The sequence below is a fragment of the Microlunatus sp. YIM B11417 genome (genome assembly GCF_059617205.1).
This window is the reverse complement of sequence record NZ_JCAMPJ010000002.1, coordinates 61,434-87,694: the sequence shown is the minus strand read 5'-3', so window position 1 is coordinate 87,694 and position 26,261 is coordinate 61,434. Positions and strand designations below refer to the sequence as shown.

General features: G+C 71.0%; 25 protein-coding genes and 1 riboswitch. Of the genes, 11 read left to right on the top strand and 14 right to left on the bottom strand.

Annotation, left to right across the window (positions count from 1 at the left end; translation table 11 throughout):
• Positions 1-73: 73 nt before the first annotated feature.
• A complete protein-coding gene (locus tag AC6CCG_RS10540) occupies positions 74-643 on the bottom strand; it encodes a WhiB family transcriptional regulator (protein ID WP_496654492.1) in 570 nt (189 codons plus the stop codon).
• A gap of 162 nt (positions 644-805) precedes the next feature.
• Between AC6CCG_RS10540 and AC6CCG_RS10535 the strand changes: the two genes are divergently transcribed.
• Positions 806-2,194 carry an AAA family ATPase gene (locus AC6CCG_RS10535; protein ID WP_496654491.1) on the top strand — a complete coding sequence of 463 codons (1,389 nt, stop codon included), beginning with the start codon at positions 806-808 and terminating at the stop codon, positions 2,192-2,194.
• Positions 2,191-2,592 carry a DMP19 family protein gene (locus tag AC6CCG_RS10530; RefSeq protein ID WP_496654490.1) on the top strand — a complete coding sequence of 134 codons (402 nt, stop codon included), beginning with the start codon at positions 2,191-2,193 and terminating at the stop codon, positions 2,590-2,592. The genes AC6CCG_RS10535 and AC6CCG_RS10530 overlap by 4 nt, the downstream gene beginning before the upstream one ends.
• Before the next feature lie 13 nt (positions 2,593-2,605).
• Here the strand turns inward: AC6CCG_RS10530 and AC6CCG_RS10525 are convergent, their stop codons facing one another.
• From AC6CCG_RS10525 to serS, 3 genes are all read right to left on the bottom strand, one after another.
• A complete protein-coding gene (locus tag AC6CCG_RS10525) occupies positions 2,606-3,250 on the bottom strand; it encodes an HAD family hydrolase (protein ID WP_496654489.1) in 645 nt (214 codons plus the stop codon).
• A gap of 156 nt (positions 3,251-3,406) precedes the next feature.
• A complete protein-coding gene (locus tag AC6CCG_RS10520) occupies positions 3,407-4,198 on the bottom strand; it encodes an HAD family hydrolase (protein ID WP_496655388.1) in 792 nt (263 codons plus the stop codon).
• Positions 4,199-4,251: 53 nt separating this feature from the next.
• Positions 4,252-5,532, bottom strand: a complete 1,281-nt coding sequence (gene serS / locus AC6CCG_RS10515) for a serine--tRNA ligase (RefSeq protein ID WP_496654488.1) — start codon at positions 5,530-5,532, stop codon at positions 4,252-4,254.
• 182 nt (positions 5,533-5,714) lie between these two features.
• Between serS and AC6CCG_RS10510 the strand changes: the two genes are divergently transcribed.
• A complete protein-coding gene (locus tag AC6CCG_RS10510; protein ID WP_496654487.1) occupies positions 5,715-7,424 on the top strand; it encodes a bifunctional phosphatase PAP2/diacylglycerol kinase family protein in 1,710 nt (569 codons plus the stop codon).
• Here AC6CCG_RS10510 and AC6CCG_RS10505 read toward each other — a convergent pair.
• Positions 7,405-8,286 carry a DUF2510 domain-containing protein gene (locus AC6CCG_RS10505; protein WP_496654486.1) on the bottom strand — a complete coding sequence of 294 codons (882 nt, stop codon included), beginning with the start codon at positions 8,284-8,286 and terminating at the stop codon, positions 7,405-7,407. The genes AC6CCG_RS10510 and AC6CCG_RS10505 overlap by 20 nt on opposite strands.
• A 34-nt stretch (positions 8,287-8,320) precedes the next feature.
• The gene (pheA, locus tag AC6CCG_RS10500) at positions 8,321-9,244 is read right to left on the bottom strand and encodes a prephenate dehydratase (protein WP_496654485.1); all 924 of its coding nucleotides are present in this window, start codon (positions 9,242-9,244) and stop codon (positions 8,321-8,323) included.
• Between the two features lie 90 nt (positions 9,245-9,334).
• Between pheA and AC6CCG_RS10495 the strand changes: the two genes are divergently transcribed.
• Genes AC6CCG_RS10495 through AC6CCG_RS10485 form a run of 3 tightly spaced genes read left to right on the top strand, consistent with a single transcriptional unit; the run spans position 9,335 to position 12,776 of the window.
• Positions 9,335-9,949: a TetR/AcrR family transcriptional regulator gene (locus AC6CCG_RS10495; RefSeq protein WP_496654484.1), complete on the top strand. Its 615-nt coding sequence runs from the start codon at positions 9,335-9,337 to the stop codon at positions 9,947-9,949.
• Positions 9,946-10,626 (top strand): ATP-binding cassette domain-containing protein, encoded by a 681-nt coding sequence (locus AC6CCG_RS10490; RefSeq protein ID WP_496654483.1) that lies wholly within the window; start codon positions 9,946-9,948, stop codon positions 10,624-10,626. The genes AC6CCG_RS10495 and AC6CCG_RS10490 overlap by 4 nt, the downstream gene beginning before the upstream one ends.
• 2 nt (positions 10,627-10,628) lie before the next feature.
• Positions 10,629-12,776: a YhgE/Pip domain-containing protein gene (locus AC6CCG_RS10485; RefSeq protein WP_496654482.1), complete on the top strand. Its 2,148-nt coding sequence runs from the start codon at positions 10,629-10,631 to the stop codon at positions 12,774-12,776.
• Here AC6CCG_RS10485 and AC6CCG_RS10480 read toward each other — a convergent pair.
• Positions 12,664-14,343, bottom strand: a complete 1,680-nt coding sequence (locus AC6CCG_RS10480) for an MptA/MptB family glycosyltransferase (RefSeq protein ID WP_496654481.1) — start codon at positions 14,341-14,343, stop codon at positions 12,664-12,666. The genes AC6CCG_RS10485 and AC6CCG_RS10480 overlap by 113 nt on opposite strands.
• Positions 14,340-15,107 (bottom strand): glycosyltransferase family 2 protein, encoded by a 768-nt coding sequence (locus AC6CCG_RS10475; protein WP_496654480.1) that lies wholly within the window; start codon positions 15,105-15,107, stop codon positions 14,340-14,342. Before AC6CCG_RS10475 ends, AC6CCG_RS10480 begins: the two co-directional genes overlap by 4 nt.
• Positions 15,108-15,191: 84 nt before the next feature.
• Between AC6CCG_RS10475 and AC6CCG_RS10470 the strand changes: the two genes are divergently transcribed.
• Positions 15,192-16,406 (top strand): arginine deiminase, encoded by a 1,215-nt coding sequence (locus tag AC6CCG_RS10470; RefSeq protein ID WP_496654479.1) that lies wholly within the window; start codon positions 15,192-15,194, stop codon positions 16,404-16,406.
• Positions 16,407-16,727: 321 nt separating this feature from the next.
• Here AC6CCG_RS10470 and AC6CCG_RS10465 read toward each other — a convergent pair whose 3' ends face one another.
• Together AC6CCG_RS10465 and AC6CCG_RS10460 are read right to left on the bottom strand one after the other, a co-directional pair.
• Positions 16,728-17,546 (bottom strand): glycerophosphodiester phosphodiesterase, encoded by an 819-nt coding sequence (locus tag AC6CCG_RS10465; protein ID WP_496654478.1) that lies wholly within the window; start codon positions 17,544-17,546, stop codon positions 16,728-16,730.
• Positions 17,547-17,644: 98 nt separating this feature from the next.
• Positions 17,645-18,541, bottom strand: a complete 897-nt coding sequence (locus AC6CCG_RS10460) for a LysR family transcriptional regulator ArgP (protein WP_496654477.1) — start codon at positions 18,539-18,541, stop codon at positions 17,645-17,647.
• A gap of 82 nt (positions 18,542-18,623) precedes the next feature.
• Between AC6CCG_RS10460 and AC6CCG_RS10455 the strand changes: the two genes are divergently transcribed.
• Both AC6CCG_RS10455 and AC6CCG_RS10450 read left to right on the top strand, forming a co-directional pair.
• On the top strand, positions 18,624-19,241 hold the full coding sequence (locus AC6CCG_RS10455) for a LysE/ArgO family amino acid transporter (protein ID WP_496655387.1): 618 nt from the start codon (positions 18,624-18,626) through the stop codon (positions 19,239-19,241).
• Between the two features lie 91 nt (positions 19,242-19,332).
• On the top strand, positions 19,333-20,274 hold the full coding sequence (locus AC6CCG_RS10450) for a phage baseplate protein (protein ID WP_496654476.1): 942 nt from the start codon (positions 19,333-19,335) through the stop codon (positions 20,272-20,274).
• Positions 20,275-20,278: 4 nt separating this feature from the next.
• Here the strand turns inward: AC6CCG_RS10450 and AC6CCG_RS10445 are convergent, their stop codons facing one another.
• The 4 genes from AC6CCG_RS10445 to aat are packed head-to-tail and all read right to left on the bottom strand — an operon-like array spanning position 20,279 to position 22,810.
• On the bottom strand, positions 20,279-20,653 hold the full coding sequence (locus tag AC6CCG_RS10445) for a rhodanese-like domain-containing protein (RefSeq protein WP_496654475.1): 375 nt from the start codon (positions 20,651-20,653) through the stop codon (positions 20,279-20,281).
• The gene (locus tag AC6CCG_RS10440) at positions 20,654-21,520 is read right to left on the bottom strand and encodes an Fpg/Nei family DNA glycosylase (protein WP_496654474.1); all 867 of its coding nucleotides are present in this window, start codon (positions 21,518-21,520) and stop codon (positions 20,654-20,656) included.
• 41 nt (positions 21,521-21,561) lie between these two features.
• The gene (locus tag AC6CCG_RS10435) at positions 21,562-22,089 is read right to left on the bottom strand and encodes a hypothetical protein (RefSeq protein WP_496654473.1); all 528 of its coding nucleotides are present in this window, start codon (positions 22,087-22,089) and stop codon (positions 21,562-21,564) included.
• 10 nt (positions 22,090-22,099) lie between these two features.
• The gene (gene aat, locus AC6CCG_RS10430; RefSeq protein ID WP_496654472.1) at positions 22,100-22,810 is read right to left on the bottom strand and encodes a leucyl/phenylalanyl-tRNA--protein transferase; all 711 of its coding nucleotides are present in this window, start codon (positions 22,808-22,810) and stop codon (positions 22,100-22,102) included.
• An 88-nt stretch (positions 22,811-22,898) separates the two neighbouring features.
• On the opposite strand from aat, the gene AC6CCG_RS10425 reads away from it, so the two are divergent.
• Together AC6CCG_RS10425 and metE are read left to right on the top strand one after the other, a co-directional pair.
• Positions 22,899-23,594 (top strand): hypothetical protein, encoded by a 696-nt coding sequence (locus tag AC6CCG_RS10425; RefSeq protein WP_496654471.1) that lies wholly within the window; start codon positions 22,899-22,901, stop codon positions 23,592-23,594.
• A 53-nt stretch (positions 23,595-23,647) separates the two neighbouring features.
• A riboswitch (cobalamin riboswitch) is annotated at positions 23,648-23,819 on the top strand.
• A 124-nt stretch (positions 23,820-23,943) separates the two neighbouring features.
• The gene (metE, locus tag AC6CCG_RS10420; RefSeq protein ID WP_496654470.1) at positions 23,944-26,253 is read left to right on the top strand and encodes a 5-methyltetrahydropteroyltriglutamate--homocysteine S-methyltransferase; all 2,310 of its coding nucleotides are present in this window, start codon (positions 23,944-23,946) and stop codon (positions 26,251-26,253) included.
• The last annotated feature ends 8 nt before the right edge of the window (positions 26,254-26,261 follow it).

Below are 26,261 nucleotides of genomic sequence, written 5' to 3'. Positions count from 1 at the left end.
CGCGCGACGCCCACGCGACCGGCTGGGTTCGCGTGGGCGTCAAAGGTTGTTCAGGGTCGCGTGTTCATCGTCTTCAGGCGGCCACCCGGAGCCGGTTGATCACGGCGGCGGACGCGGCCAGGACGGCGGCCATGCTGGGCGCCGAGACCGTCTTCTTGGGGCGCCGCGGCTCGGTCCGGGCCCGGCGCAGGTGCCGCTTGACGGTGGAGAGTGAGCAGCCGAGGCGCTGGGCCAGGGTCTCCAGGCTCTCGTGCGGGTTCGCCTGCCGAAGCCGTACGACCTCGTCGTGGTCCACCTGGCGGTGCCGGCCGGTGACGCCGGCCAGGGTGTCGAAGTCCTCGGGCTGAACGCTCCAGCGGAGGCGCTTGCGGATCTCGTTGCGCTGCCGTTCGGTGGTGCCGCCGGCAATGCCCGAGACGTTGTGGTCGACGACCGCGCGGTAGAGGCAGTCGGTCAGCAGCGGGCACGCCTGGCACAGGTCCTGCGCCTTGGACTCCAGCATGGAGTAGCGGCGCCGGACGGAGGCCGGGGCGGCGGTCGAGGGCGGTTCTTCCAGCAACGGGTCCTGGAACAGCTCGGGGTTGTCGAGGCAGGACACGCGCTCGTACGCGTGAGCGGTGTTGGTGCTGGTTTGGGTCGACATCGTGTCTCCAGGAGGTCTCGAAGCTCTGTTGGCCTCGCATGAGACGACGCGCCGTCGGACCGGGTTCCACCCGATCCGAGAATTTTCCGCGAGCACCGATCCGGCCCGGTGAGAGTGGCAGCCGTCGCGGTTAGAGTCGACTCCCCAACGTTGCGGGAGTTGATGATCATGGCATTCGATCGGCTCGAATTCGCCGTCGCCTTCCAGGAGTTCCTCAATCACCTGAATGCGGAGGCCGGCGGCGGGGTGAGCCGGACCAGCCCGCTCGGCGAACGGGTGCAGGACTTCCTCGGCGTCGGCCTCGGCACGATGGACCCGGTGATCGAGCAGTTCGGGGAGCACCTCACGATCGACGTCGATCACGCGGCGGCGGTGCTGAACGAGCGCTACGGCGGCGAACGGATCGGAGTCTTCGGCGCGCACCGGGAGCATGTCGGGTCGTTCCTCGACCTGCTGCTCGGCACCATGTTCCGGTTCGAGCCGGGTCCGGTGAGCCAGGTCCGCAAACCGGTCGGGCCGGACACCGAGCGCCGGGTGGTCGCGTTCGGGATCTCTCTGCTGCGGATCGGTGGCGTACCGCTGGCGGTGCTGCAGCAGACGGCGAACGCGCGGTTCGGTCGGGAGGAGTACCGGCTCGAGGTGCTCTGCCCCGATCCGGCGGTCGCCGACGGCTACCTCAGGGAGCTGCGTGAGGTGATGGGCGCCGAGAGCGTCTTCCGCGGCCAGGTGATCACCTTCCACCGGGACGACTTCAACAGTTTCTCGGGCGGGGCGCCGCTGACGTTCCTGTCCCGGCCGGCGGTCGCGGACCGGGAGGTGATCCTGCCGGAGGGCGAGCTGGAGCGGATCGTCGGTCATGTGGTGGGGATCGGGTCCGGCGCGGCACGGCTGACCGCGGCCGGCCAGCACCTGAAACGCGGGATCCTGCTGTACGGGCCGCCCGGCACCGGGAAGACGCACGTCGTCCGGCACCTGCTCAGCGTGACGCCGGGGACGACGGCGGTCCTGCTGTCCGGCCGTACCCTGCAGTACATCTCGGTCGCGACCCGGCTGGCCCGGGCCAACCAGCCCGCGATGATCGTGCTGGAGGACTGCGACCTGATCGCCGAGCACCGGGGCGGCGACACCAACGCTGCGCTGTTCGAGACCCTCGAAGCCCTGGACGGGATCGACGGCGACGCGGACATCGCGTTCGTGATGACGACGAACCGGCCGGACCTGTTGGAGCGGGCGTTGGTGGAGCGGCCCGGCCGGGTCGATCTCGCGGTCAAGATCGACAAGCCGGACGCCGCGGCTCGACTGCGGCTGCTTCGGCTGTATGCCGACGGGCTGGGGTTCTCCGACGACGCGCTGCGGCGGGCCGCGGACCGGTCCGACGGGGCGACGGCCTCGTTCGCCAAGGAACTGGTCCGCCGGGCCGTGCTGCGGGCGGCCGGGACCGTCACCGACGACGACCTGGACGAGGCGCTGACCGCACTGTTGTCGGACACCGAGCTGTTCACGCGTACGCTGCTCGGCCACACGCCGGAGCCCGGGAAGGACGGAGCATGATCAACGACGACGAACGGGCGGTCTGGGAGCGGGCCGGTTCGGATCGTCCGGTGGCCCGCCGGGCGGGCGACCTGGCCCTGGCGGCGGTGATCAGGTTCAGCGCGATGACCGACGACGGCGGGCTGGCCGACGCCTGCGCCGGGCTGAGCGGCGAGGAGCTGGACGCCGTGGAGGACGGCTATCGCTACCTGGGCCTGGACGAGGGCGCCGACCTGGTGGCCGCGGCCCGCCGGCTGGACGCCGACCTGGAGGACAACGAGCCCCGGTTCAGCCGGTTGGAGGGACGGCTGGACCGGTTCGCCGGGCAGGTCGAGCAGCAGTTCCGGACCCGGCTCCGGGAGCGACCGGAGGACTTCGCGCCGCTCGCCGACGCGGAGGTCGCGGCCGAGCCGGCCTGAGCCGCCCTCGGGCTCAGCCGAGCCGGGACAGTTCCGGAAGCAGCTCGGACATCGCGGTGATGATCACGTCGGCGTCGGCGATCCGGTGCGGCGGGGTCACGCCCGCGTAGCCGATCACGGTCATGCCGGCGGCCTTGCCCGCCTCGACACCGTACGGGCTGTCCTCGATCACCACGCAGCGCTCGGGTGGCACGCCCTGCCGGCGAGCGGCGTACAGGAACAGGTCGGGGAACGGCTTGCCGCGCTCGACGTCGTCGGCGCTGTAGATGTTGCCGGCGAAGCGGTCGTAGAGGCCGACGGTGCGCAGGGTCCGTTCGATCCGAGGGTGGGCGCCGCTGGAGGCCACGCAGTACGGCAGCGTGAGCGCGTCCAGGGCCTCCCGGACGCCGGGCACGGCGGTCAGCTCGGCCCCGAGCCGGGCGAACAGGCGCTCGTGGTACTGATCTTCGAACTCGGCCGGCAGCGCCCGGCCCAGCCGCGGCTCGACAAGATCACGAACGTGCTGCAGGGTGCCGCCGAGATAGGCGTTCACGCTGTCGTCGAAGGTGGTGGGCCAGCCGTAGCCGGTGAGCAGGTCGGCCAGCACCTGGTTCGCGATCGGCTCGCTGTCGACCAGGACGCCGTCGTTGTCGAAGATCACCAACGCGGGTTCCGTCACGGGCCGACAGTACCCGGGCGAGCCGCGGCGAACTCAAGGCCCTTCGACAGGCTCAGGGCACGGACGAGCAGCCCAGGCCCTTCGACAGGCTCAGGGCACGGACGAGCCGAGGATCAGCCAAGGCCCTTCGACAGGCTCAGGGCACGGACGGAGGGGTCAGTCGAACCAGCGGGCGAGTTCGTTCACGGTGCCGCCGTCGTCGAACCGGTCGGTCACCGCGTCGGCCGCCTCCCGGACCTCGTCCGGCGCGTCGCCGAGGGCGACGCCGCGGCCCGCCCAGGCCAGCATCTCGACGTCGTTGCGGCCGTCGCCGAGCGCCAGCACCCGGTCCGGTGAGACGCCGAACTCGGCCGCCACCTCGGTCAGCGCGGTCGCCTTGTTGACGCCCACCGGAGCGATGTCGATCCAGGCACTCCAGCCGACGTAGTAGGTGACGCCGTGCAGGCCGAGGTGATCGGCCAGGGCCAGGAACTCCTCGTCGGAGCGGCCCGGCTCGCGCAGGATCACCCGGGTCACCGGACGGGCGGACAGCTGCTCCGGGGTCTCGATGATCATCTCGCCGGTCAGGTCGCCCTCCGGGAAATGATCGGTGACCCGGTAACCGCGGCCGATCTCCTCGACCGCGATCAGGGTCGTCGGCGAGAAGTCGCGGACCTTCCTGATCACGTCCGACGGGTCGAACGTCACCGTCTTGATCACTTCCTGCGGCGGGTAGCGGACGACCACCGCGCCGTTGGACAGCACGGCCGGCCCGGCCGGCAGGTCCAGGTAGTCGAACAGGTCGCGGGTGCCGTGCCAGGACCGGCCGGTGGCCAGCACGACCGGCACGCCGGCCTTGACCACCCGGCGCACCGCGTCCCGGACCGAGTCGGGCATCCGGCCGTCATGATCGACAACGGTGCCGTCGATGTCCAGCGCCACCAGCTCCGGCCGCCAGTCGGCGGGCAGCCGACGACGGTCGCGCCGCAACAGCGACGAGAGGAACCTGGACTTCACGTCGGCTATCCGGTCCGCACCGGGGTGAATTCCGTACGGCCGCCCAGGTAGGGCTGCAACGCCGCCGGGATCCGTACCGAACCGTCCTGCTGCTGGTGATTCTCCAAGATCATGATGATCACCCGGGTCATCGCGCACAGCGTGCCGTTCAGGGTCGCGACCGGCCCGGTGCCGTCGGCGAACCGCGCCCTGATGTTGAGCCGGCGGGCCTGGAACTCGGTGCAGTTCGAGGTCGAGGTGATCTCCCGGTAGCGCTGCTGGCTGGGCACCCAGGCGTAGCAGTCGTACTTCCGCGAGGCACTCAGACCAAGATCACCGGCGGCCAGCTCGAGCACCTGGTACGGGATCTCCAGCGACTCGATGAACTCGCGCTCCCACTGCAGCATCCGCTGGTGCTCCTCGGCCGCGTCGGCCGGATCGCAGAAGCTGAACATCTCGACCTTGTCGAACCAGTGCACCCGGAAGATGCCCCGGGTGTCCTTGCCGTGCGAGCCGGCCTCGCGGCGGAAGCTCGGGCTGTAGCCGGCGTAGCGCAGCGGCAGCTGGTCGGCGTCCAGGATCTCGCCCGCGTGGTAGGCGGCCAGCGGAACCTCCGACGTACCCACCAGATAGAGGTCGTCGGCCTCCAGCCGGTACACGTCCTGGGCGGCCTGGCCGAGGAACCCGGTGCCTTCCATCGCCTCCGGCTTGACCAGCGACGGCGGGATCACCAGCGTGAACCCGTTCCTGGTCGCCGAGGCGACGGCGTGGTTGACCAGGGCCAGCTCGAGCTCGGCGCCCTGACCGGTCAGGTAGTAGAACCGCGAGCCCGACACCTTGGCCCCGCGCTCCAGGTCGATCGCACCGAGCAGCGAGCCGAGCTCGACGTGATCCCGCGGCTCGAAGCCCTCGGCCGCGAAGTCCCGCGGGGTGCCGTGGGTCTCCAGCACGACGTAGTCGTCCTCGCCGCCGGCCGGGACGCCGTCGGCGACCAGGTTGCCGAACTGGGCCATCACGGTGGCGTACCGGTTGCCCGCCTCGGTCGCCGTGCCGTCGGCCTTCTTGACCGCGTCGGCCAGTTCCTTGGTGCGGGCCAGCAGCTTGGCCTTCTCGTCGCCGGTGGCCTTCGGGATCTGCTTGCCCAACTCCTTCTGCTCGGCCCGGAGCGCCTCGAACTCGGCGATGGCGGTACGGCGCTCCTCGTCGGCCCGAACGGCGTCGTCGACCAGGGACTCGGACTCGCCTCGGGCACGTTGCGAGGTACGAATCCGGTCTGGGTCCTGACGAAGCAGTTTGGGATCGAGCATGCCGCCCAGCCTAGCCGGGCCCGCCCGGGCGAAGCAGGTCGTTTACCCCCGCGTCGCCGGTGCCTCCACGGCCACCCTTCTCCGCCTCACCGACCGGCCATCTCCGGCGGCGACACCCCGCCGTCAGGCTCGACGGCGCTCTGCTCCACACAATCGGTTGAAGGGTCGGCGATTATGGGCGCGTGCGTCGGCCGCCTTCCGCCTCGTCCTCCGCGATCACCGCGAGCATCCTCGTGGCGTTCGTGGTCTGGACCGCGTTGGTCCGCTACTGGCCGCCGATCGCCGCGTTCGACCGCCGGATGGCGGCACCGCCCCTCGAACTGGTCTCGCCGGTGGCCCAGATCGGCTCCGCGATCGCGATCCTGACCTGGCCCGGCGTCCCGTACGCGATCCTGCTGGGCATCGCCGTCTGGGCGGTACGGCAGCGGCTCCGGCAGCTGGCCCTCGCGCTGGCGCTGACCGTGATCCTGGCCTGGGGCGGCGCCTACCTGCTCAAGCTCTGGCTGGCCCGGCCGCGGCCCGAGGACGCGCTGCCGCTGATCACGGCCGGCGGGTTCTCCTACCCCTCGTCGCACGCGGTCGCGATCGTCGCGTTCTCGGTCGGGATCGGCGCCACCCTGCTGGTCACCCGGGAGCGGATCGCGACCAAGTTCGGCTGGCTGCTCGGCGGCGCCGTCGTGGTGCTGATCGTCGGCGTCGACCGCTGGCTGCTGTCCGCGCACTACATCTCCGACATCATCGGCGGGATGCTGTACGGCGGCCTGGCGGCCCGGCTGGCCCTGATGATCGCGGGCGTCGCGATCCCGGCGCCGCACGACCTGGTCACCGAGATCGTCCGGATCCGGCGGCCCGCCGAGCCGGGCCGGGCCCGGCGCTGCGCGGTGATCTACAACCCGGCCAAGGTGACCAACTGGGAGGTGTTCCGGCGCCGGGTGCACTACGAGCTGACCAATCGCGGCTGGCGGGACACGCTGTGGCTGGAGACGACCGAGTCCGACCCGGGCCGGGCGCAGACCGCGCGGGCCGTCGAGGAGGGGGTCGACCTGGTGCTCGGGGCGGGCGGCGACGGCACGATCCGGGTCATCTGCGCCGGCCTGGCCAACTCCGGCATCCCGTTCGGCCTGATCCCGGCCGGCACCGGCAACCTGCTGGCCAAGAACGTCGGGATCCCGTTGGACGAGGACGAGGCGCTGCAGGTCGCGCTGGACGGCGCCGACCGGCCGATCGACCTGGTCAAGCTCACCATCGACAACCGGACCGTTGATCATTTCGCGGTGATGGCCGGCATCGGCATCGACGCGGTGATCATGGAGGCCACCAACCCGGACCTGAAGAAGGCGGTCGGCTCGGCCGCCTACTTCGTGTCGGCGGCGAAGAACGCCGGCCATCCGGCGCTGCACGCGACGATCCAGGTCGACGACGACCCGCCGCTGCGCCGGCGGGCCCACGTGCTGGTGATCGGCAACGTCGGCTTCCTGCAGGCGAACATCCCGCTGATCCCGGACGCCGCGCCGGACGACGGCCTGCTGGACGTGCTGATCGCGTCGCCGCGCGGGGTCGGCGACTGGGTGAAGCTGACCGCACGGGTGCTCACCCGGCAGCGCCGTACCGATGATCAACTGGACCGGATCACCGGCCGCCGGGTGACCATCACGGTCGAGGAGCGGGACCGCTACCAGCTCGACGGCGACACCGAGGGCGAGTGCAACCAGTTGATCGCCGAGGTGCTGCCCGGGGCACTGCTGCTGCGGTCCCCACGCGGGACGTGGCCGCTGGCCGCCGCGGGCACGACCCGGCCGGCGATCATGGCGGCCGAGGCAGCCCCGGCGTCGGACGAGGCCGAGCCGGCTTCCGTACCGGAGGAGCAGGTGCTCAGCGAGAGCGAGCGGTGAGCGACTTCAGGGCGGCGTCGCTGGCGGCGACGATCTCCTTGGGCGCGTCGTTGGGGTAGTCGGTGTAGAAGACCACGTGCTGGCCGGTGTCGGCGATCTTGATCACCACGAAGGTGATCGTGGAGCTCGTGGACGGCAGGCCCGGCACCCGGAAGCCCACCGTGCCGGTGACCTTCATCGCCTCGTCCGGCGGATCGGTGATCCCGGTCAGCGGCTCGGCCTTGAACTTCGGGTTGATCAACTTCACGTTCTCGTAGCCGTGCAGGCCGAGCTGGCTGAGCACCTTCTGGCAGGTCCCCTTGAGGTCGTCCTTGACCACCAGCTCCGCGGGCACCAGGCCGAAGCCGGTGTCGGCCATCCAGTTGCCGCCGTCGCGGTATTCCTTGTGCACCACGAAGTCGCAGGTGAAGCCCTGGTCGCCGCCGCTGCGCAGCTGGCCGAGATAGTCGGAGCAGTGGTACGGGGCTCCGGGCAGGTTCATCCGGACCTTCCCGGCGAGATAACCGGGCACCGTCTTGTCGTAGAGCGCGACCGCCGCCTGGTCCTTCCGCGGCGGCGGGTCGATCGCCGGACCGGTGGGCAGCCGATCGCTGGTGATCGACACGGTGATCCCGAGCAGCACGACGGCGAGGATCACCACCCCGACGGTGATGCCGACCGCGAACGGGAGCCGGATCGCGGGCTGGTCGTGCCCGGCCTCGGCGTAGGCGTCACCGGCCAGCAGGTCGGCCGTCTCCTCGGCCGTCGGGGCCGGGGCGTGCTGGTCGTCGCTCAGCCAACGCGTCCAGTTCGCGCCGTCCCACCAGCGGTAGGTGTCTGGGTTGCCGCTGGGGTCGGCGTACCATCCGGGCCGGTCCGTCACGGCACCAAGGATAGGGGTGCCGGGATCAGCGGCGTCATGAGCGCCGGAGCCGGCCGAGCCAGTCGGCGGCCTCGCGGTAGGCGTCGTTGGAGGTGCCGCCGCGTACCACCGGCTGCACACCGTCGGCCCGCGGATAGCTGCCCAGGAAGACCACCCGGGCGGAGATCCGATGAAGGCCCATCAGGGCCTCGGCGACCCGCGCATCGTCGACGTGGCCCTCGGCGTCGACCGAGAAGCAGTAGTCGCCGAGGCTCTTCTTGGTCGGCCGGGACTCGATCCGGCACAGGTTCACGCCGCGGCTGGCGAACTGCTCCAGCAGTTCCAGCAGCGCGCCCGGATGGTCGTGCCGCATGAACAGCACCATGGTCGTCTTGTCCGCACCGGTCGGCGGTGCGATCGGACCCGGGCGGCTGACCAGCACGAACCGGGTCACCGCGTCCGGGTTCTCGCCGATCCCCGCGGCGACCGACGTCAGGCCGTGCAGGTCGCCGGCGACCCTCGCGCAGATCGCGGCGTCATAGGGGGAGTCGGGTCGGGCCACCTCGGCGGCGGCCGCGGCGGTCGAGCCGTCCTCGGTGAGCTCGGCCAGCGGCAGCTCCCGGGCCAGCCAGCTGCGGCACTGGGCCGCGGCGTGCGGATGGGTGATCACCCGCCGGACCTCGGCGAGTGCGGTGCCCGGCCGGACGAACAGCTCGAAGCTGACCGGCAGCAGCACCTCGCGGGTGATCACCAGCGGGTCGCCGTAGCCGAGGTTGTCCAGGGTCGCGCTGACGCCGCCCTCGACGGAGTTCTCGATCGGCACCAGCGCGGCCGCGACCGCCCCGTCCCGGACCGCGTCCAGCGTGCTCGGCACCGTCGGGTACGGGATCGGCGCCGCCGCCGGCAGCGGCAGGGTGAGCAGGGCCTGGTGGGTGAAGGTCCCCTCCGGGCCGAAATAGCCGTACGGGAGCTCGGACACGGCCTCACCCTACCGGGGTTGGCTTTCGGTGCCCGATCTCGATACCCTGGGTATCGAGAAGTGCGAAAGGACTGCGGGAAGGAGTCACGGATGGGGTCGGAGGTTCGGGCCAGACCGCCGCGCCGCGAGGTGCGGGACCGGGTCCTGGAGCACGCGGCGGAGGCGTTCCTGCGGGACGGCTACGCCGGCGTGAAGGTGATCGACATCGCGACGGCTGCGGGCTTCACCAAGGGTGCCGTCTACTCCAACTTCGGCGGCAAGCCGGGGCTGTTCAGCGCGGTCTGGTCGGAGCGGTTCGAGGCGATCGCCGGCTTCGCGCTGGGCCGCTCCGAGCTGATCCGGTCCGGCCGGCCGCGGGAGGAGATCCTGACCGAGGTGGCCCGCGAGTTGGCGGTCCGACTGACCGAGACGCCGGGCTGGGCCACCGCGCTCGGCGAGTTCCGGCTGCTCGCGGTCCGCGATCCGGAGGTCGCCCGCACCTATGCCGAACTGTCCGCGCGGCAATTGGACGGACTGGCCGGGCAACTGCGCGATCACGGGGAGGCGATCGGGCTGCCCGGCGACTTCGATCATGCCGTCGCGGCGTACCTGATCCTCACCGCGGCGACCTCGTTGGCCCTGGAGCACGCCGCCGCGCCCGCGGTGACCGACCGGGACCGGATCGAGCAGTGCCTGGCCGAGTTGTTGATCAAGGTGCTCCGGTGACCGCGGCCGGGACGGAGCCGGAGCCGTTCATCGACGCGCAACTACTGTCCTTGATCACCAGGGACGGCCCGGTCTTTCGTGATCTTCGGTTCAGCGTGCCGCAGGGCGGGCTGGCCGTGGTGGCCGGACCGTCGGGGTCCGGCCGGTCCGCGCTGCTGCTCACCCTGGCCGGCCGGATGCGCGGCTGGACCGGGGCGCTGCGGGTCGGCGGCCGGGACGCGGCACGGGAGTCCCGGGCGGTGCGCCGGATCTCGTCGGTGGCCCGGATCGACACCCTGATCGATCTGGAGCCGCAGCACACGGTCGGTGAGGCCATCACCGAGCGGGCCTTGATCGACAACGTCGCGCCGCGGTCGGCCGCGATGATCATCCACCGGTCCGCTCGCGAGTACGGGCTCGAACTGGACGACGCCGCGCTGGTCGGCCGGCTGCCCGCACTGGACCGGTCGATCCTGACCGCCCTGCTGGCGACAGTACGGGCCGCCGACCTGGTCGTGTTCGACGACGCCGACCGCGGCCTCGACCCGGCCGAACAGGCCACCTTGCTGGCGGTGCTCGCGGGCCTCGGCGAGGACTTCACCACGGTGGTGGCGAGCACCGTACACGCCGATGCGGCGCCGGCCGGGATCACGCTGATCCCGCTGACCCGCCCCGATGCTGCGGAAGAAGAGGACTGATCATGCCGTTCCCGATCACCGGACTGGCCCGGCTCGAGTTGCGCCGGTTCCGCGGTCCACTGCCCAAGATCGCATTGATCTTCGTGCTGATCGTCCCGCTGTTGTACGGGGCGATCTACCTGACGGCGAACTGGGACCCGTACGGGCGGCTCGATCATCTTCCGGTCGCCCTGGTCAACAACGACCGGCCCGTGACCTACAACAAGGAGAAGGTGGCGGCGGGCGCCGACTTCGTCTCTCAGCTACGCGAGAAGGCGACGTTCGACTTCTCGGACGTGGACGAGGCAGAGGCGGAGCGCGGGCTGCGCGAGGGCGACTACTACCTCGCGGTCGTCGTGCCGCCGGACTTCTCGGCGAACCTGGTCAGCGGGGCCGGGGACGATCCGCGACGCGCGGTGATCATGCTCCGGCGCAACGACGCCAACGGCTTCGTGATCGGCAGCATCACCAACAGCGCCCAGAACACGATCGCCCGCGCCGTCGACGAGTCCGCCGTGGCGAGCTACTTCGACGCCGTGTTCGCCAACCTCGCCACGATCCGGTCCGGCATGGTGCAGGCCTCGGACGGGTCCGGCAAGCTCGCGGAAGGCGCCAAGTCGGCCGGCACCGGGGCAGGCAAGTTGGAGCAGGGATCCGCGGACGCCGAGTCCGGCGCGAAGCAGCTGGATGCGGGAGCGGGCCGGCTCGCCACCGGGCTGAAGTCGGCCGAGCAGGGCTCGGCCGACCTGGACCGCGGCCTTGATCAACTCGAGTCCGGCTCGGCCGACCTGGCCGACGGCGCCGGCCAGGTCGCCGACGGCACCCAGCAGTTGAACGACCGGCTGCTGCCGATCCTGGACGGGGTGCAGAAGGTGCTCACCCGGGTGCAGCAGGACGCCCGGGCCGCGGCCGAACCGCTGGACGAGCTCGCCGCCGGACTGGCCGGGAACGAGAAGTCGATCAGCAGCGACCTCGACCAGGCCGGTGCCGCCCTTGATCAACTGAAGGCCGACCATCCGGAACTGGCCCAGGACAAGAGTTTCCTGGCCCTGACCGCACGTTTGGAACAGGCCGGTGCCCGGACCGAGCGGTTGGCCGGCCGGGCCACCGACGGCGCCGACCGGATCGCCGCGATCAACCGGCGGGTGGCCGAGGACACCACCGCGAGCGAACGGCTGAAGTCGGCCCGGAGCGATCTGATCAAGCTCAACGACGGCGCGCACCAGGTCGAGGACGGCGCCCGGGAGCTCAACCGCGGCATCGTCAAGGCGAACTCCGGCGCGCACACCCTGGCCGGCGGGATCTCCGACGCCTCGGCCGGTGCCGACCGGCTGGCCACCGGGACCGGTGACCTGACCAAGGGTCTCGGCACGCTGCACCAGGGTCTGACCGACCTGACCGGCGGGCTCGGTGACCTGCAGGGCGGCGCGACCAAGCTCCATGATCAACTCAAGAAGGGCGCCGACCGGATCCCGGTCTACTCGGCCGGCGAGCAGGACCAGGCGATCCAGGTGCTGTCGTCGCCCGCCGACGTGACCATGCGGGTGGACAACCCGGCCACCTATTACGGCCGCGGGCTGGCCCCGATGTTCTTCGCGATCGCGCTCTGGGTGTTCGGGATCTCGGTGTTCCTGGTGGTCCGGCCGATCACCGCGCGAGCGCTGGCCGGCCGCGGCAGCCCGCTCCGGCACGCGCTGGCCGGCTGGCTGCCGATCGGCGCGATCGCCGTGGTCGGCGGCTGGCTGATGGTCGGCGTGGTGTGGCTCGCGCTCGGCCTCGATCCCGTACAGCCGTGGCCTTTCCTCGGCCTGGTCGCCCTCGCCGCGATCTGTTTCTCGGCGATCGCGCACCTGCTCCGGACCGCGCTCGGCACGCCCGGCTCGTCACTGCTGCTGGTCTGGTTGATCTTGCAGCTGACATCGGCCGGCGGCACCTACCCGTCGCCGGTGCTGCCCGGGTTCTTCGCCGCGATCGCGCCGTACATGCCGATGACGTACCTGATCGACGCCTTCCGAATCACCATCTCCGGCGGCGAGGCGAGTCACCTGATCCGGGACGTCATCGTGCTGGCGGCGGTGGCCGTTCTGGCGTTGGGGCTGTGCGCGCTGACCGTACTGCGGCGCCAGCGGTTCTCGATGCGGGACCTGCACCCGCCGCTGGTCTCGCCCTAGAGCGCGGCGGTCCCACGAACCGATCGAGCCATGGCAGCGATTCCGGCCGGGCTCGCCGGATCGCCCACAGGATGATCGCGATCAAGATCATCAGCTGGATCACCGGGGAGACGTTCTCCCGGACCCGGGTGGCGACGAAGTCGAGTTCCGGACCCATCGGCAGATCCCGCCCGGGCACGAAGGCGAGCGACAGCGGCACGCCGCGCAAGATCATCAGCAGGTCGAGCTTGCTCGGCGCCAGCACCGCCAGCGGCATCCAGGCGATCAGGTCGTACCAGGAGAGCGTGTAGGTGGAGGTGGCCAGCCAGGCGACCGCCAGCAGCACCGACGTCCGCAACGCGACGGTGAGCGGGTCGGTGCGCGGGTTCGCGTCCCGGGACAGGCCGGGCGCGGCGGTCCACGGCAGCACTCGGGAGAGCAGCCAGACCACGATCACCATCAGGGCGTAGCAGATCAGGTTCAGCGCCAGCTTCTTGATCCCGGGCGGCCCCGGGAACAGGCCGAACAGGCGGAACAGCAGGTCCGGCCAGGACCCCACGGAGACGTACGTCGTGTTGTTCAGCACCCGGACCAGCGCGGTCGGTTGCCAGAGCCCGTAGCACAGCCCCATCGGGATCACCGCCCCGAGACAGAGCAGCAGCGCCTTCTTCGGTTCCTTGCGGTACGCCCACAACATGGCGACGCCCCACAGCCCGATGCTCAGCTTCGCGCAGCCGGCCAGGCCGATCCCGATCCCGGCGCCGAACGGGCTCTTCCGCATCAGCAGCAGCCCGCCGACCGCGAACATCACCGACATCGCCTCGTTGTGGCCGCTGGCCACCACGGCCCAGATCAGCAGCGGGTTGGCCACCGTGAGCAGGGCGGTGCGGGCCTGCCGGGTCTTGTCGCCGTGGGCCAGCACGACCATCCCGGCGCCGGCCAGCAGGAACGGCACCACGACGAAGACCTGCAGCCAGAAGACGATGTCGTGCAGGTTCTCGCCGCCCATGATGTTGGCGGCCCACTGGGTCCAGGAGGTGATCGGGCCGTAGACGCTGACCACGTCCCACCAGGGGGGTTCGATCTGATGGAGGACGGGGTCGTAGACGGTCCGGAACACCTCGGCCGGGGTGGTGTCGTACGGGTTGTGGCCGGTGACCTGCAGCCGGCCGTACGCCGCGTACATCAAGATGTCGGCCGAGGTCATCGGCGGCACCAGGATCGTGGCCAGGCTGAGCCCGGTGCCGAGGCCGAAGATCTTGCGATGATCCGGCCGCCAGCCGCGGGACAGCGCGCGTAGGGCGATGGTCAGGCCGACCCCGCCGACGATGATCACCGCCCAGATCATCGTGGAAACGACCCACTCGTTGGGTTTCGGGCTGCCGTCCGGCAGGTACCACGGCGGCAGCAGGCTGGACCGCGCACCCAGGGTCAGGGTGACCGCGGACGGGCCGAGGAAGCCGGTGATCAAGGTCAGCACGGTCGCGCCGATGATCATGGCCAGCGCGATCCGATGATCACGATGCCAGGCATCGGGGACGTAGCCGGTCGAGTTCGATCCCGCCGGTCGTTGGGTCGTTCGGGTCATCGCTTGAACCGCTTCAGTATTCCTTGAATGCCGCCGGACTCCTTGAACTCGGACAGCCCGGCCTGCACCAGGCCGCGCGCGGCCAGGGCCCGGGTCACCTCGGCCAGTTGGACCGCCCGGTCGAACCGCTCGGTCAGATCGAGCGAGGACTCGCGGCGCGGCCGGTCCAGCTCGACCTCCGCCACGGTCAGGCCGGCTCGCTGCACGTCGACGAGCATGCTCACCGCGCCGCCCCAGCCCGCGGCCAGCGGGCTGGTCAGTTCGAAGGCACGCCGGGTCAGGCAGCGCTCGACCGCGAGCGGCGCCCGCGGCGTCCAGCCGGTCAGTTCGGCGATGCCCCGAATCGCGGCCAGCTCGGGAACGCCGGGCGCGGCGGCCGACTCCGGGACAGGTACCGCGATCGTCAGGTCGGCCCGGCCGGACCGGATCGGCTCGACCAGCGGCGCCAGCTCGGCCGGCTGGCCGCCGGTGGCGGACAGCAACAACAGCGAGGCCGCCTCGGAGCGGCGATCCCGCTGCTCCAGGATGCCGAGCGCGTTGACCGCGGACTCCATCGCGGCGGCCCAGCCTCGGGCCCGCTGATGGGTGACCACGATCGCCCCGGCCGCGCCGGCGTACTTGGCGGTCTCGTCGGCGCTGCCGTCGTCGCAGACGATCACCGGGTCGATCCCCGGCAGTGCTGCGGCGGCCCGGACGACGTCGGCCACCTGCCGTTGCGCGTCCTTGGCCCAGATCACGCAGGCGATCGGCGTCCGGGAAGTCACAGGGCAAGGTTAGTGGTTTCCTGCTGGTCGCCGCGCGTTCGTATCCGGCACCACCCTCCTGGGCCGGGGGTAGGGTCTGGCGCTATGGCCGAGAACGTTGCCGAGAAGGTTGATCAGCGCCCGGTCGGCGTACGGTCCGAGGTGGGTCGGCTGCGCACCGTACTGCTGCATCGTCCGGGACCGGAACTGCGGCGGCTGACCCCGCGCAACAACGATGCCCTGCTCTTCGACGGCATCCCCTGGGTGAGCCGGGCCCGGGACGAGCACGACGCGTTCGCCGCCGCGCTGCGGGACCGCGGCGTCGAGGTGCTGCACCTGGAGCAGCTGCTGATCGAGACACTGGCCCAGCCGACCGCGGCCGCCGACGCCATCGACGGCGTCCTGACCGACCTCCGGCTCGGTGATCAACTTCGCCGCCAGCTCCGTGATCAACTCGTCCAGCTCGGGCCGGACGAACTGTCCGGAGTGCTGATCGCCGGGCTGCGCAACGACGAGCTGCGCTCGACCGGGCTGGTCTCGTCGCTGCTGGCAGCCGAGGACTTCCTGATCGATCCGCTGCCGAACCTCTTGTTCACGCGGGATTCCAGCGTCTGCGTCGGCGACCAGGTGGCGATCACGTCGCTGGCCATGCCGGCCCGGCAGCGGGAGACCCAGCTGACCGAGTTGATCTACGCGTTCCACCCGCGATTCGAGTCCGTACCGCGGTTGCACGGGTGGACCCGGGAACACCTGGAGGGCGGCGACGTCCTGGCGCTGGCGCCGGGCGTTCTCGCGGTCGGTGTCGGCGAACGGACCACGCCGGCCGGCGCCGAGCGGTTCGCCCGGACCGTTTTCGATCATGGTCTGGCCGAGCAACTGCTGGTCGTACCCATCGATCAGAACCGGGCCACCATGCACCTGGACACCATCTGCACCATGGTCGACGTCGACGCCGTGGTGATGTATCCCAACGTGGCCGACCGCCTGTCGGCGATCCCGGTCCGACCCGGCGAGGGCCGCGAGTTGATCATCGGCGAACGTACCCCGTTCCTGGAGGCGGCCGCGACCGCCATGGGCATCGACCGGCTGCGGGTGATCGCGACCGGCCTCGATCCGGTGACCGCGGAACGCGAACAATGGGACGACGGCAACAACACCCTGGCCATCGAGCCGCGGGTCGCCGTCGCGTACGAACGCAACGTGGAGACCAACGCCCGCCTCGAGGCCGCCGGCATCGAGGTGATCACCCTGGCCGGCTCCGAACTAGGCTCCGGCCGCGGCGGCCCCCGCTGCATGTCCTGCCCCGTCCTCCGCGACTGACCCCCCACTCTCGCCGGCGGCGGTCCCCCACGTCACTCTGGCCACAAGTTTTTCACGTTAACGTGAAAAACCGGCACTTCCCACGCGTTACTTCTCGCGTAAAGCGGCAAGAAGTGTGGGGGAAGACCGGGGAGTCGGGCCACGTTCGGCGAAGGGATCGGGTCGTGCGGCGAACCCGGACTCAGGCAGAGCGCGTTGCGGATTCGGCACCTTCGGGTGACCCGCGGAGGACCTTGGTGGTGCGGTGGCTCACGTTCCGACCGATGTGGATTCCGCCGTGACTGACCGGCCGAAATTCACTCCGGCCGTGCTCCTCGGCGGTCAGGCGCGGGCCGGGGTGTTCAGGCGGTCCAGGGCGCGGTCGGGGAAGTCGGTGGTGAGGCCGTCGACGCCGAGGGAGAGGGCGAAGTCGATGTCGTCCGGCTCGTTCAGGGTCCACGGGTGGACCTGCTTGCCGTTCCGGTGGGCGCGGGCGACGAAGTCGGGGTCGACGCGGAGCATGGCGATGTCCGGGCCGAACGCCTCGATGCCGTCGGGGAGCTCGCCGGTCTCGTAGTCGCCGAAGTCGAACTGCTGCAGGTAGGTCCGCTCCAGGTCCGGCAGCAGCCGGCCGACCTTGAGCAGCGCCTCCATGGAGAAGCTGATGATTCGCACCGGCGCACCGGCCTTGGTCCAGCCGTAGTCGGCGAGCATGGCGGCGACCCGGTCCTCGGTGTCCAGGCCGCGCGGGTTCGGGTGCTTGGTCTCGATCGCCAGGGTCACGTCGACGTCGCGCTGCCGGGCCTCGTCCACCATGGCGAGCAGTTCGGCGAGCGTGATCAGCGTGCGCTGTTCCTCGGACGGGTTCTGCGTCTGGCGGGACCCGAAGTCGAGGGCCTTCAGCTCGGCGACGGTGAACTCGAAGGCGATGCCGGTCGTGGTGGCGGTCCGGTCCACCCGGCTGTCGTGCAGGCAGATCAGCTGGTCGTCGGCGCTGAACTGGACGTCGCACTCGAGGCCGAGGCGGGTTCCGGTCTCGCCGGCCCAGTCGATCGCGGCACGGTAGGCGGCGATCGTCATTTCGGGCTGGCGGCCGGAGAATCCACGGTGGGCGAAGAGCTGGTGGGATTGCGGCCGGGCCGCATGCACCGGTGAAATCACGGCGATCAGTCTGGCACACCCGCGCCGATCGGCTCACCGAGCCGGGTCGGAGTTGGACGAATGGTCACGGACCTTTCCGGATCGTACGACCGCGCAGTTCACCGAAGCGCAACCGAAGCCGCCTGGGCGATCGCGTCGCTGACCAGGTCGAGCGCCGGCGACGGCAGCCGCCAGCGCTGCCAGAACAGCGCGACGTCCACGGACGCCTTCGGCTCCGGCTGGATCACCGAGCCGGCCGCGAGCAGCGGGCGAGCGTCCTGCTCCGGCAACAGACCCCAGCCCATCGACAGGGTGACCGCCCGGGCGAACTCGGCCGAGGACGGCACGTAGTGCTGCGGCGGCCGGAGCCGGCGCCGGGTGCGCCGGCGCAGGTAGCGCCGTTGCAGGTCGTCCTTGTGGTCGAACGCCAGCATCGGCGCCCCGGCCAGGTTCTCCACCGTCAGACCGCCGGGCAGCCAGCGCTCGGCGAAGCCGGGGCTGGCCACCAGCAGGTAGCGCAGCCGGCCCAGCCGGCGGACGCTGCAGCCCTGCACCGGCTCGGCGATCGCGGTCACCGCGGCCATCACGGCACCGGCCCGGAGCAGTTCGACCGAGTGCTGCTCGTCCTCGCGATGGATGTCGAACCGCAGCCCGTGCTGGTCGGCCAGCCGGGCCAGCGGCGGCAGCGCCCAGGTGGCCAGGGAGTCGGCGTTGATCACGATCGGGATCTCGGCCGCCTGCACCTGCCCGGGACCAGCAGGTCCGCCCAGCTCGGCCACTGCCTCGCCGGTCAACAGGGCGGTCTGCCGGGCCAGCCGGGCCAGCACCTCACCGGACTCGGTCGGCCGGACCGGCTTGCTGCGCAGCAGCAGCACCCGGCCGGTCCCGACCTCGAGCGCCTTGATCCGCTGGCTCACCGCGGACGGCGTCACCTGCAGCCGGCGGGCGGCCGCGTCGAACGTGCCCTCCTCCAGTACGGCCAGGAAGGTGGCCAGCTGATCGAACTGGACCTGCATCCTCCGACATTAGCAATCCTGATGATTCGTCAGAATCTTTAGCTGGTACGACAGCCTGCCGGAACCTAGATTCGGCCGGGTGATGCACACCGCAGCCGCCGGGTTCGGCATGGGCCTGTCCCTGATCGTCGCGATCGGGGCGCAGAACTCGTACCTGCTCCGCCAGGCGATCAGCCGCGAACGGGCCGGAGTCGTGGCAGCGATCTGCATTGCCTCCGATGTGGTGTTGATCTTGCTCGGGATCAGCGGCATCGGCGTGATCGTCCAGCAGGCCCCGGTGATCATCGACGTGCTGCGCTGGTGCGGCGCCGCCTTCCTGATCGGGTACGGGATCCTGGCCGCCCGCCGGGCCCTGGGACCGCAGCAACGTCTCGACGCCGCGACGGGCGGCTCGGCCTCGACGGCCCGGGTGATCATCACCGCGCTGGCCCTGACCTGGCTGAACCCGCACGTCTACCTGGACACGGTGCTGCTGCTCGGCACCGTGGCGAACACCCACGGGCCCGACGGCCGCTGGCCGTTCGGCGCCGGCGCCATCGTCGCCAGCGTGCTCTGGTTCCTCACCCTCGCCCTCGCCGGCCGGCTGCTCCGGCCGGTGTTCGCCAAGCCGCTGACCTGGCGGCTGCTCGACGGATTGATCGCCGTGATCATGATCGGGCTGGCCGGTTCCTTGATCATCTCCGGCATCACCACCGAATGAGACAACCGCCGCACACTGTGAATTCACGTCACACCGAGTGTTAGCTTTCACATCCTGATTGTTAATCTGACCTGCGCAGAGGGAGCTCGGAATGGCATCAGCGATGTGGAATCGACGCAGACTTCTCGGTGCCGCCGGGCTTGCCGGCCTGGCCGCGGCCGGCTGGTCCGGCGGCACCCGGCCCGCCTCGGCCCGGCCCCGGTCGTTCGACCTCTCGGCCCCCGCCCGGACGCTCTACACCGGCGCCGCACTGGCCTCGGCCACGGTCCAGCAGTCGTTCACGTTCGACCCGGAGAACGACCGGCTGTTCGTCGCCCAGTTGAAGGCCGGCTCGCCCGGTGTCGCGGGCGACCTGCACATCAGCGAGGTGGACCGGACCGGGAGGCTGCTCGGCGCGATGGTGCTGCTCGGCTACGGACACGCCGTCTCGTTCGCCGCCCAGGCCTTCCGCGGCGGCACCTACCTGTGGACCGAGGGCGAGGCCAACGCGAACGGCTACGGCACGGTGCTCAAGCGGTTCGCCTGGGAGAACGGCGCGACGCTCAGCCGGGACGACGCGCGGGCGACGACGTTCCGGCCGGTGCCCGAGGCGCTGGAGACCACCTGCGCCATCGATCACGACGCCGGCCGGATGGCGGTCCGCTACCACACCAGCGCGGGCAAGCGGATCGCGATCTTCCGGCTGGCCGACGTCGCCGCCGGCGGCGCACCCGACCGGATCGTCGACCTCGCGCAGCCACCGGGGCTCGGCGTGTTCCAGGGCTATGCGCTGTACGGCAGCGACGTCTACACGCTGGACGGCACCGCGTACGGCGACTCCAATCCGCCGCCCGGCAACGCCTACCTGTCCCGCATCGACACCCGTACCGGAGCGTTGGCCGAGCGGGTGCTCACCCACGCGGGCGCGGACCTGGTCTATCGCGAACCGGAGGGGATGGCCGTCGGGTCGTTCGGCTCGGCGCCGACCAGGCTCCACTTCGGCTTCGCCTCGGGCGAAGGCGGCGTCCGGCGGTCGAACCTCTTCTACCTCTAGCCGGTCAGCTGGTCAGCGCGCGGCCGGAGGACTGCCAGCCGTAGACGCCGCCGGCCAGGTTGACCGCCTCCCGGCCCTGCGCGGCCAGGTAGCTCGCCGCCTGGGCGGACCGGGCACCGACTGCGCAGACGCAGACCACCCGGTCCGGCACCTCGTCCAGTCGGGCGATCAACTGGTCCAGCGGCAGGTGCACCGCGCCGTCGATCCGGCCGCCGGCCCACTCGCCGTCGGTCCGTACGTCCAACAGGGTCCAGCCGTCCCGTACGTGCTGGTCGACCTGGTCCGGTCCGATCTCGATCACATCCACCCGCCCATGATCACCCGGTTTACGGGCGAACCGGAACTTGATCATGGACCAGAGCGCCGCGAGGTGGCCCATCTACTTGAGCAGCTTCGACAGCCGGCGGTCGGCGAGCTTCTTGCCGCCGGTCTGACAGGTCGGGCAGTACTGCAGCGACGAGTCGTGGAAGGACACCTCGGCGATCGTGTCGCCGCAGACCGGACAGGTCTCGCCCTTGCGGCCGTGCACCCGCAGGCCGGCCTTCTTCTCCCCCTTGAGATCCTTCGCCGCCAGGCCCTCGGCCCGTTCGATCGCACCGGCCAGCTCGTCCTTGATCGCCGCGAACAGGCGGTCCCGTTCCTCGTCGGTGAGCGTGTTGGCGCCCTTGAACGGACTCAGCTTGGCGGCGTGCAGGATCTCGTCGGAGTAGGCGTTGCCGATCCCGGCGATGATCTTCTGGTCCCGCAGGACGCCCTTCAGCTGGGACCGGCCGGCCCGCTGCAGCAGGTCGGCGAAGGCGGCGGCGTCGAACTCGTCCGACAGCGGGTCCGGGCCGAGCGTCGCGACGTGCGGAATGGTCGACGGGTCGGCCGTGACGTAGACGGCGAGCTTGCGCTGGGTGCCGGCCTCGGTCAGCTCGAACCCGGAGCCGTCGTCCAGCCGGAACCGCAACGCCAGCGGATTCTTGGCGCTCGGCCGGATCGGCTTGTCCGGCACCTCGTCCTTCCAGCGCAGCCAGCCGGCCCGGGCCAGGTGGAACACCAGGTGCAGGCCCTGCGCGGACAGGTCGATGAACTTTCCGTGCCGGTCGACCCCGTCGATCTCCAGTCCGGACAGGGCGGTCAGCGGTGGGTCGTACGTCTTCAGGGCGCTGAACGCGACCAGGTCCACCCGGGCGATCGTCCGTCCGATGCAGACCGGCCGCAGGAACCGTACGAGGGACTCGACCTCAGGCATCTCCGGCATGACACCAATCTATTCGCCGGGAACGCCCCGGCCGGCGGAATTCAGGCGAGTTCGAGGCGGTGCTCGGCCCAGGTCGCCACCCGGTCCAGCCGCTGGGCCGGCAGCCCGCCCATCCGGGACAGGGCCAGCCCGTCGCCGCCGAACATCCGGCTCACGACGGGATCGTCCAACTCCGCCGCCATGTCGCTCAGCTGGATCCGGACGGGGAGGAACTTGCCGTCGCCGTCGGCGTCCTCGACCACGATCCGGTCGACGTCGGACCACGGGATGACCAGCCGCGACTCGCCGCTGCCGAGCACCACCCCGGACCGAGCCAGGCCCACCTGGACGGTCCGGCCGCGGACGCCGAGCCACCCGATCCCGGCCAGCGCCAGGCCCAGCACGATCGCCATCATCACCACCGCGCCGGAGATCGCCGGCTGGGTCGACCGCAGCCAGATCGCGACGTAGATGCAGGTCGCCATTCCGGCGACCGCCGCAGCCGCGAACACGATCAGCAGCACGTCCAAGGGTTCGACCTGGCCGGTCCAGAACCGGTTCAGCCGCACGGTCTTCCGCTCGTCCTGCACTGGCGGGATGTTAGTCCGTCACCGGCTCGGCCGGGCGGGTGGTCCCCGGCGTGGCGAGGACACCGGCCCGCCAGACCGGCGGTTCGGCCCGCAGCGCCGCGGGCAACAGGCCGAGATAGTCGGCCCGGTCCAGTTCGACGACGCCGAGGGTGGCCAGGTGATCGGTCTGCCACTGCACGTCGAGCACCCGGCCGTCCGGGCCGGCGGCGCGGAGCAGTTCCACCAGTCCGACCAGCGCCGCCTTGGAGGCGTCCCGGCCGATCTCGGCGTCGTGGAACATCGACTCGCCGGCGAACAGCCCGCCCAGCCCGACCCCGTACAGACCGCCGGCCAACCGGTCGTCGGAGGTCCAGGCCTCGACCGAATGGACCACGCCGGCCCGGTGCAGCTCTGTGTAGACAGCCCGGATCTCGGCGTTGATCCAGGAGCCCTCGCGGCGCGGGTCGGCGCAGCGGTCCAGCACCGCGCTGAAGGCGGTGTCCACCCGGATCTCGTACCGCTTGAGCATCTTGCGCAGCGACCGGCTGATCCGCAGTCCGTCCAGCGGCAGGACGCCGCGCCGGACCGGGGAGAACCAGCCCATGGTGCCGCGGCCGATCGGCATCGGGAACACGCCGGAGCGATAGCCCGCGACGACCAGCCCCAGGTCGAACCCGTGCGAGTACCCGATCAGGTCCTCGTCCGGCCAGTCCGCCGGCGGACCGAACGGCGACGGCTGCATGCCCTTGATTGTGCCGCCCGGGCGCGAGCGACGCGCCATCGCCCCCGGGCACGTACGCTGGTGGTGATTTCGTGGCCCGGGAGGTCGGATGCCGTCAGCACAGGAGTTCGGTCGCAACATCGCGCGCACGCTCGAACCGATCCGGACCCAGGGTCCGCAGGCGGCGGGCGGCGTGCTGCGGCGGGTCGTCGAGGCGGCGATCGACGGGATCGGCCGGCTGCCGAGCGCCAAGCACGCGGCCGGCAAGCATCTGACCAAATGCGCCGGGTACGTCGACGACGCGATCGAGTCCGTGATCGAGTCGCACATCATGCTCGGCTCGGCGCAGGGCTTCGTCACCAACATCGGCGGGCTGGCCACGCTGCCGGTCGCGCTGCCGGCGAACCTGACCGGCGTCGCCGTGGTGCAGGTCCGGATGGTGGCCGCGATCGCCCACCTGCGCGGGTACGACCTCGACGATCCCCGGGTCCGGACGGCGTTGCTGATGTGTCTGCTCGGCGGCGAACAGGTGGCCAAGCGGATCGCCGAGGGCACGTTCCCCACCTCGCCGCTGGCCGTCGCCACCGCGCCGGTCTTCGACCCCGGCCTGGACGCCGCGGTCGCCCAGGCCGTCGTGTCCGGCCTGCTCGCCGCGGTCGGCGGCCGCAACCTCGCCCTGCTCGTGACCAAGCGGATCCCGTTGATCGGCGGCGGCGTCGGCGCCGTGATGGACGGGATGGCCACCCACCAGATCGGCAAGTACGCCAAGACCGAACTGGTCCGTCGCCGCGCCATCCGAGCCTGACCTCCGGTGATGCTCCGCCGGTTCTGAACGGCGAGATATTCCGGGCCCGGTGCGGTGCCGCGCATAGGGTGATGGTGCGGTTGGACAAGGGAACCCGGTGCGAATCCGGGACTGCCCCGCAGCGGTATCAGGGAACGATCGCCGTCATCGAGCACTGGGCCCCCGGCCTGGGAAGCGACGGCCAGTAGGTGGGTTCGCCCGCGCCCTCGAGTCCGAAGACCTGCCAGCCGTCCGCCCGGCGCCCGCCTGGCGGAGGTGACGATCTCGGAGGAAGGTCGTGCCGGAAGGTCTTCCGGTGCTGCCCGCCTCCGGCTGATCAGCAGGACTCGCGAAGGAGAGTTCTCTTCAGATGACTTCGATTGCCACGACCCACGGCTATCCACGCCAGGGCCGGCGCCGCGAACTGAAGCGCGCCATCGAACGCTATTGGAAGGGCAGGACGGATGCAGCCGCCCTGCTGGACACCGCGGCGACGCTGCGGCGGCAACGGCTGGAACGACTGCGTGACGCCGGGCTCGGCGAGGTGCCGGTCGGCGACTTCTCGCTGTACGACCACGTGCTGGACACCGCCTGGATGGTCGGCGCGATCCCGCCCCGGCACGCCGCGGCGGTGCCGGACACCACGACCGAGGCGGGCCGGCTGGACCGCTACTTCGCGATGGCCCGCGGCGACGACCGCGTGCAGCCGCTGGAGATGACCAAGTGGTTCGACACCAACTACCACTACCTGGTGCCCGAGCTGTCGGCCGGCACCGAGTTCATCCTCGACCCGACCAAGATCATCGGCGAGCTGGCCGAGGCGGCCGAGCTGGGCGTCGCGGCCCGTCCGGTGCTGGTCGGTCCGGTCACGTTCCTGCTGCTGGCCAAGTCCGCCGACGACCCGGACTTCGCGCCGATCTCCCTGCTGGACAAGCTGATTCCGGTGTACGCGGAGCTGCTCGGCCGGCTCGCCGAGGCGGGTGCGGAGTGGGTGCAACTGGACGAGCCGGTGCTGGTCACCGACCTCGAACCGGACCGGCTGGAACAGGTCCGGGAGGCCTACGCGACGCTGGCCGCGGTGCCGAACCGGCCCAAGATCATCATCGGCAGCTACTTCGACCGGCTCGGCGAGGCCGCGCCGGTGCTCGCCTCGGCTCCGGTCGAGGGGCTCGCGGTCGATCTGGTCGGCCCCGGCGCGGCCAGCCTCGACGAACTGGCCGGGCAGCCGGGCCTGGCCGGCAAGCGGCTGATCGCGGGCGTGGTCGACGGCCGCAACGTGTGGCGGACCGACCTGGCCGCGGCGCTGGGCAAGCTCGGCACGCTGCTCGGCCTGGTGGACCGGCTCGACGTGGCGTCCTCGTCGTCGCTGCTGCACGTGCCGATCGACGTCACCGACGAGCCCGACCTGGACCCGACCGTGGCCGGCTGGCTGGCGTTCGCCGACCAGAAGCTCGAGGAGCTGGCGATCCTGGCCCGGGCGCTGAACGAGGGCCGGGACGCGGTGGCCGGCGAGCTGACCGTGAACGCCACCCGGCTGGCCTCCCGCGCGTCGTCGCCGATCGTCCGTGATCAAGCGGTACGGGAGCGACTGGCCACCGTCAGCGATGATCAACTCCGGCGCCGCTCGGCGTACCCGGTCCGGGCGGAGGCGCAGCATGATCAACTCAAGCTGCCGGCGTTCCCGACCACGACGATCGGCTCGTTCCCGCAGACCACCACGCTGCGCCAGGCGCGGGCCGACCTGCGAGCGAAGAAGATCGACGACGCCGCGTACGACCAGGCGATGCGGAACGAGATCGCCGAGGTGATCAAGCTGCAGACCGAGCTCGGGGTCGACGTGCTGGTGCACGGCGAGCCGGAGCGCAACGACATGGTGCAGTACTTCGCCGATCAGCTGGTCGGGTTCCTGAGCACCCGCAACGGCTGGGTCCAGTCGTACGGGACCCGGTGCGTCCGGCCGCCGATCATCGTCGGCGACGTGGCCCGGCCGCGGCCGATGACCGTGGACTGGGCCTCGTACGCGCAGGGCCTGACCGACCGTCCGGTCAAGGGGATGCTGACCGGGCCGGTGACCATGCTCGCCTGGTCGTTCGTCCGCGATGATCAACCGCTCGGCGACACGGCACGGCAGGTGGCGCTGGCGCTGCGGGACGAGGTGACCGACCTGGAGGCCGCCGGGATCCGGGTGATCCAGGTGGACGAGCCGGCGTTGCGGGAGACCCTGCCGCTGCGCCGGGCCGACCGGCCGGCCTACCTCGACTGGGCCGTCGCGGCGTTCCAGCTGTCCACGGCCGGGGTGGCCGACGCGACCCAGATCCACACCCACATGTGTTACGCCGAGTTCGGCGACATCGTGGACGCGATCGTCGCGATGGACGCCGACGTGATCAGCCTGGAGGCGGCCCGGTCCCGGATGGAGGTGGTCGGCGAGCTGTCCGACGCCGGCTATCCGCGCGAGGTCGGCCCGGGCGTCTGGGACATCCACTCGCCGCGGGTGCCGCCGGTCGAGGAGATGATCGAAGCCCTCCGGCTGGCCGGGCAGACCCTGCCCGCCGAACGGCTCTGGGCCAATCCTGACTGCGGTCTGAAGACCCGCGGCTATGCCGAGGTGGAGCAGTCGCTGCGGCATCTGGTGGCGGCGGCGAAGCAGGTTCGGATCGAGCTGAGTCCGACCGGCTGATCCGCCGA

What these genes read in the sequence shown, in the direction of transcription:
- AC6CCG_RS10540 (WP_496654492.1), bottom strand. Translation starts at nt 643, where the DNA reads ATGTCGACCCAAACCAGCACCAACACCGCTCACGCGTACGAGCGCGTG.
- AC6CCG_RS10535 (WP_496654491.1), top strand. Translation starts at nt 806, where the DNA reads ATGATCATGGCATTCGATCGGCTCGAATTCGCCGTCGCCTTCCAGGAG.
- AC6CCG_RS10530 (WP_496654490.1), top strand. Translation starts at nt 2,191, where the DNA reads ATGATCAACGACGACGAACGGGCGGTCTGGGAGCGGGCCGGTTCGGAT.
- serS (WP_496654488.1), bottom strand. Translation starts at nt 5,532, where the DNA reads ATGCTCGATCCCAAACTGCTTCGTCAGGACCCAGACCGGATTCGTACC.
- AC6CCG_RS10495 (WP_496654484.1), top strand. Translation starts at nt 9,335, where the DNA reads ATGGGGTCGGAGGTTCGGGCCAGACCGCCGCGCCGCGAGGTGCGGGAC.
- AC6CCG_RS10485 (WP_496654482.1), top strand. Translation starts at nt 10,629, where the DNA reads ATGCCGTTCCCGATCACCGGACTGGCCCGGCTCGAGTTGCGCCGGTTC.
- AC6CCG_RS10480 (WP_496654481.1), bottom strand. Translation starts at nt 14,343, where the DNA reads ATGACCCGAACGACCCAACGACCGGCGGGATCGAACTCGACCGGCTAC.
- AC6CCG_RS10470 (WP_496654479.1), top strand. Translation starts at nt 15,192, where the DNA reads ATGGCCGAGAACGTTGCCGAGAAGGTTGATCAGCGCCCGGTCGGCGTA.
- AC6CCG_RS10460 (WP_496654477.1), bottom strand. Translation starts at nt 18,541, where the DNA reads ATGCAGGTCCAGTTCGATCAGCTGGCCACCTTCCTGGCCGTACTGGAG.
- AC6CCG_RS10455 (WP_496655387.1), top strand. Translation starts at nt 18,624, where the DNA reads ATGCACACCGCAGCCGCCGGGTTCGGCATGGGCCTGTCCCTGATCGTC.
- AC6CCG_RS10450 (WP_496654476.1), top strand. Translation starts at nt 19,333, where the DNA reads ATGGCATCAGCGATGTGGAATCGACGCAGACTTCTCGGTGCCGCCGGG.
- AC6CCG_RS10445 (WP_496654475.1), bottom strand. Translation starts at nt 20,653, where the DNA reads ATGGGCCACCTCGCGGCGCTCTGGTCCATGATCAAGTTCCGGTTCGCC.
- AC6CCG_RS10440 (WP_496654474.1), bottom strand. Translation starts at nt 21,520, where the DNA reads ATGCCGGAGATGCCTGAGGTCGAGTCCCTCGTACGGTTCCTGCGGCCG.
- aat (WP_496654472.1), bottom strand. Translation starts at nt 22,810, where the DNA reads ATGCAGCCGTCGCCGTTCGGTCCGCCGGCGGACTGGCCGGACGAGGAC.
- AC6CCG_RS10425 (WP_496654471.1), top strand. Translation starts at nt 22,899, where the DNA reads ATGCCGTCAGCACAGGAGTTCGGTCGCAACATCGCGCGCACGCTCGAA.
- metE (WP_496654470.1), top strand. Translation starts at nt 23,944, where the DNA reads ATGACTTCGATTGCCACGACCCACGGCTATCCACGCCAGGGCCGGCGC.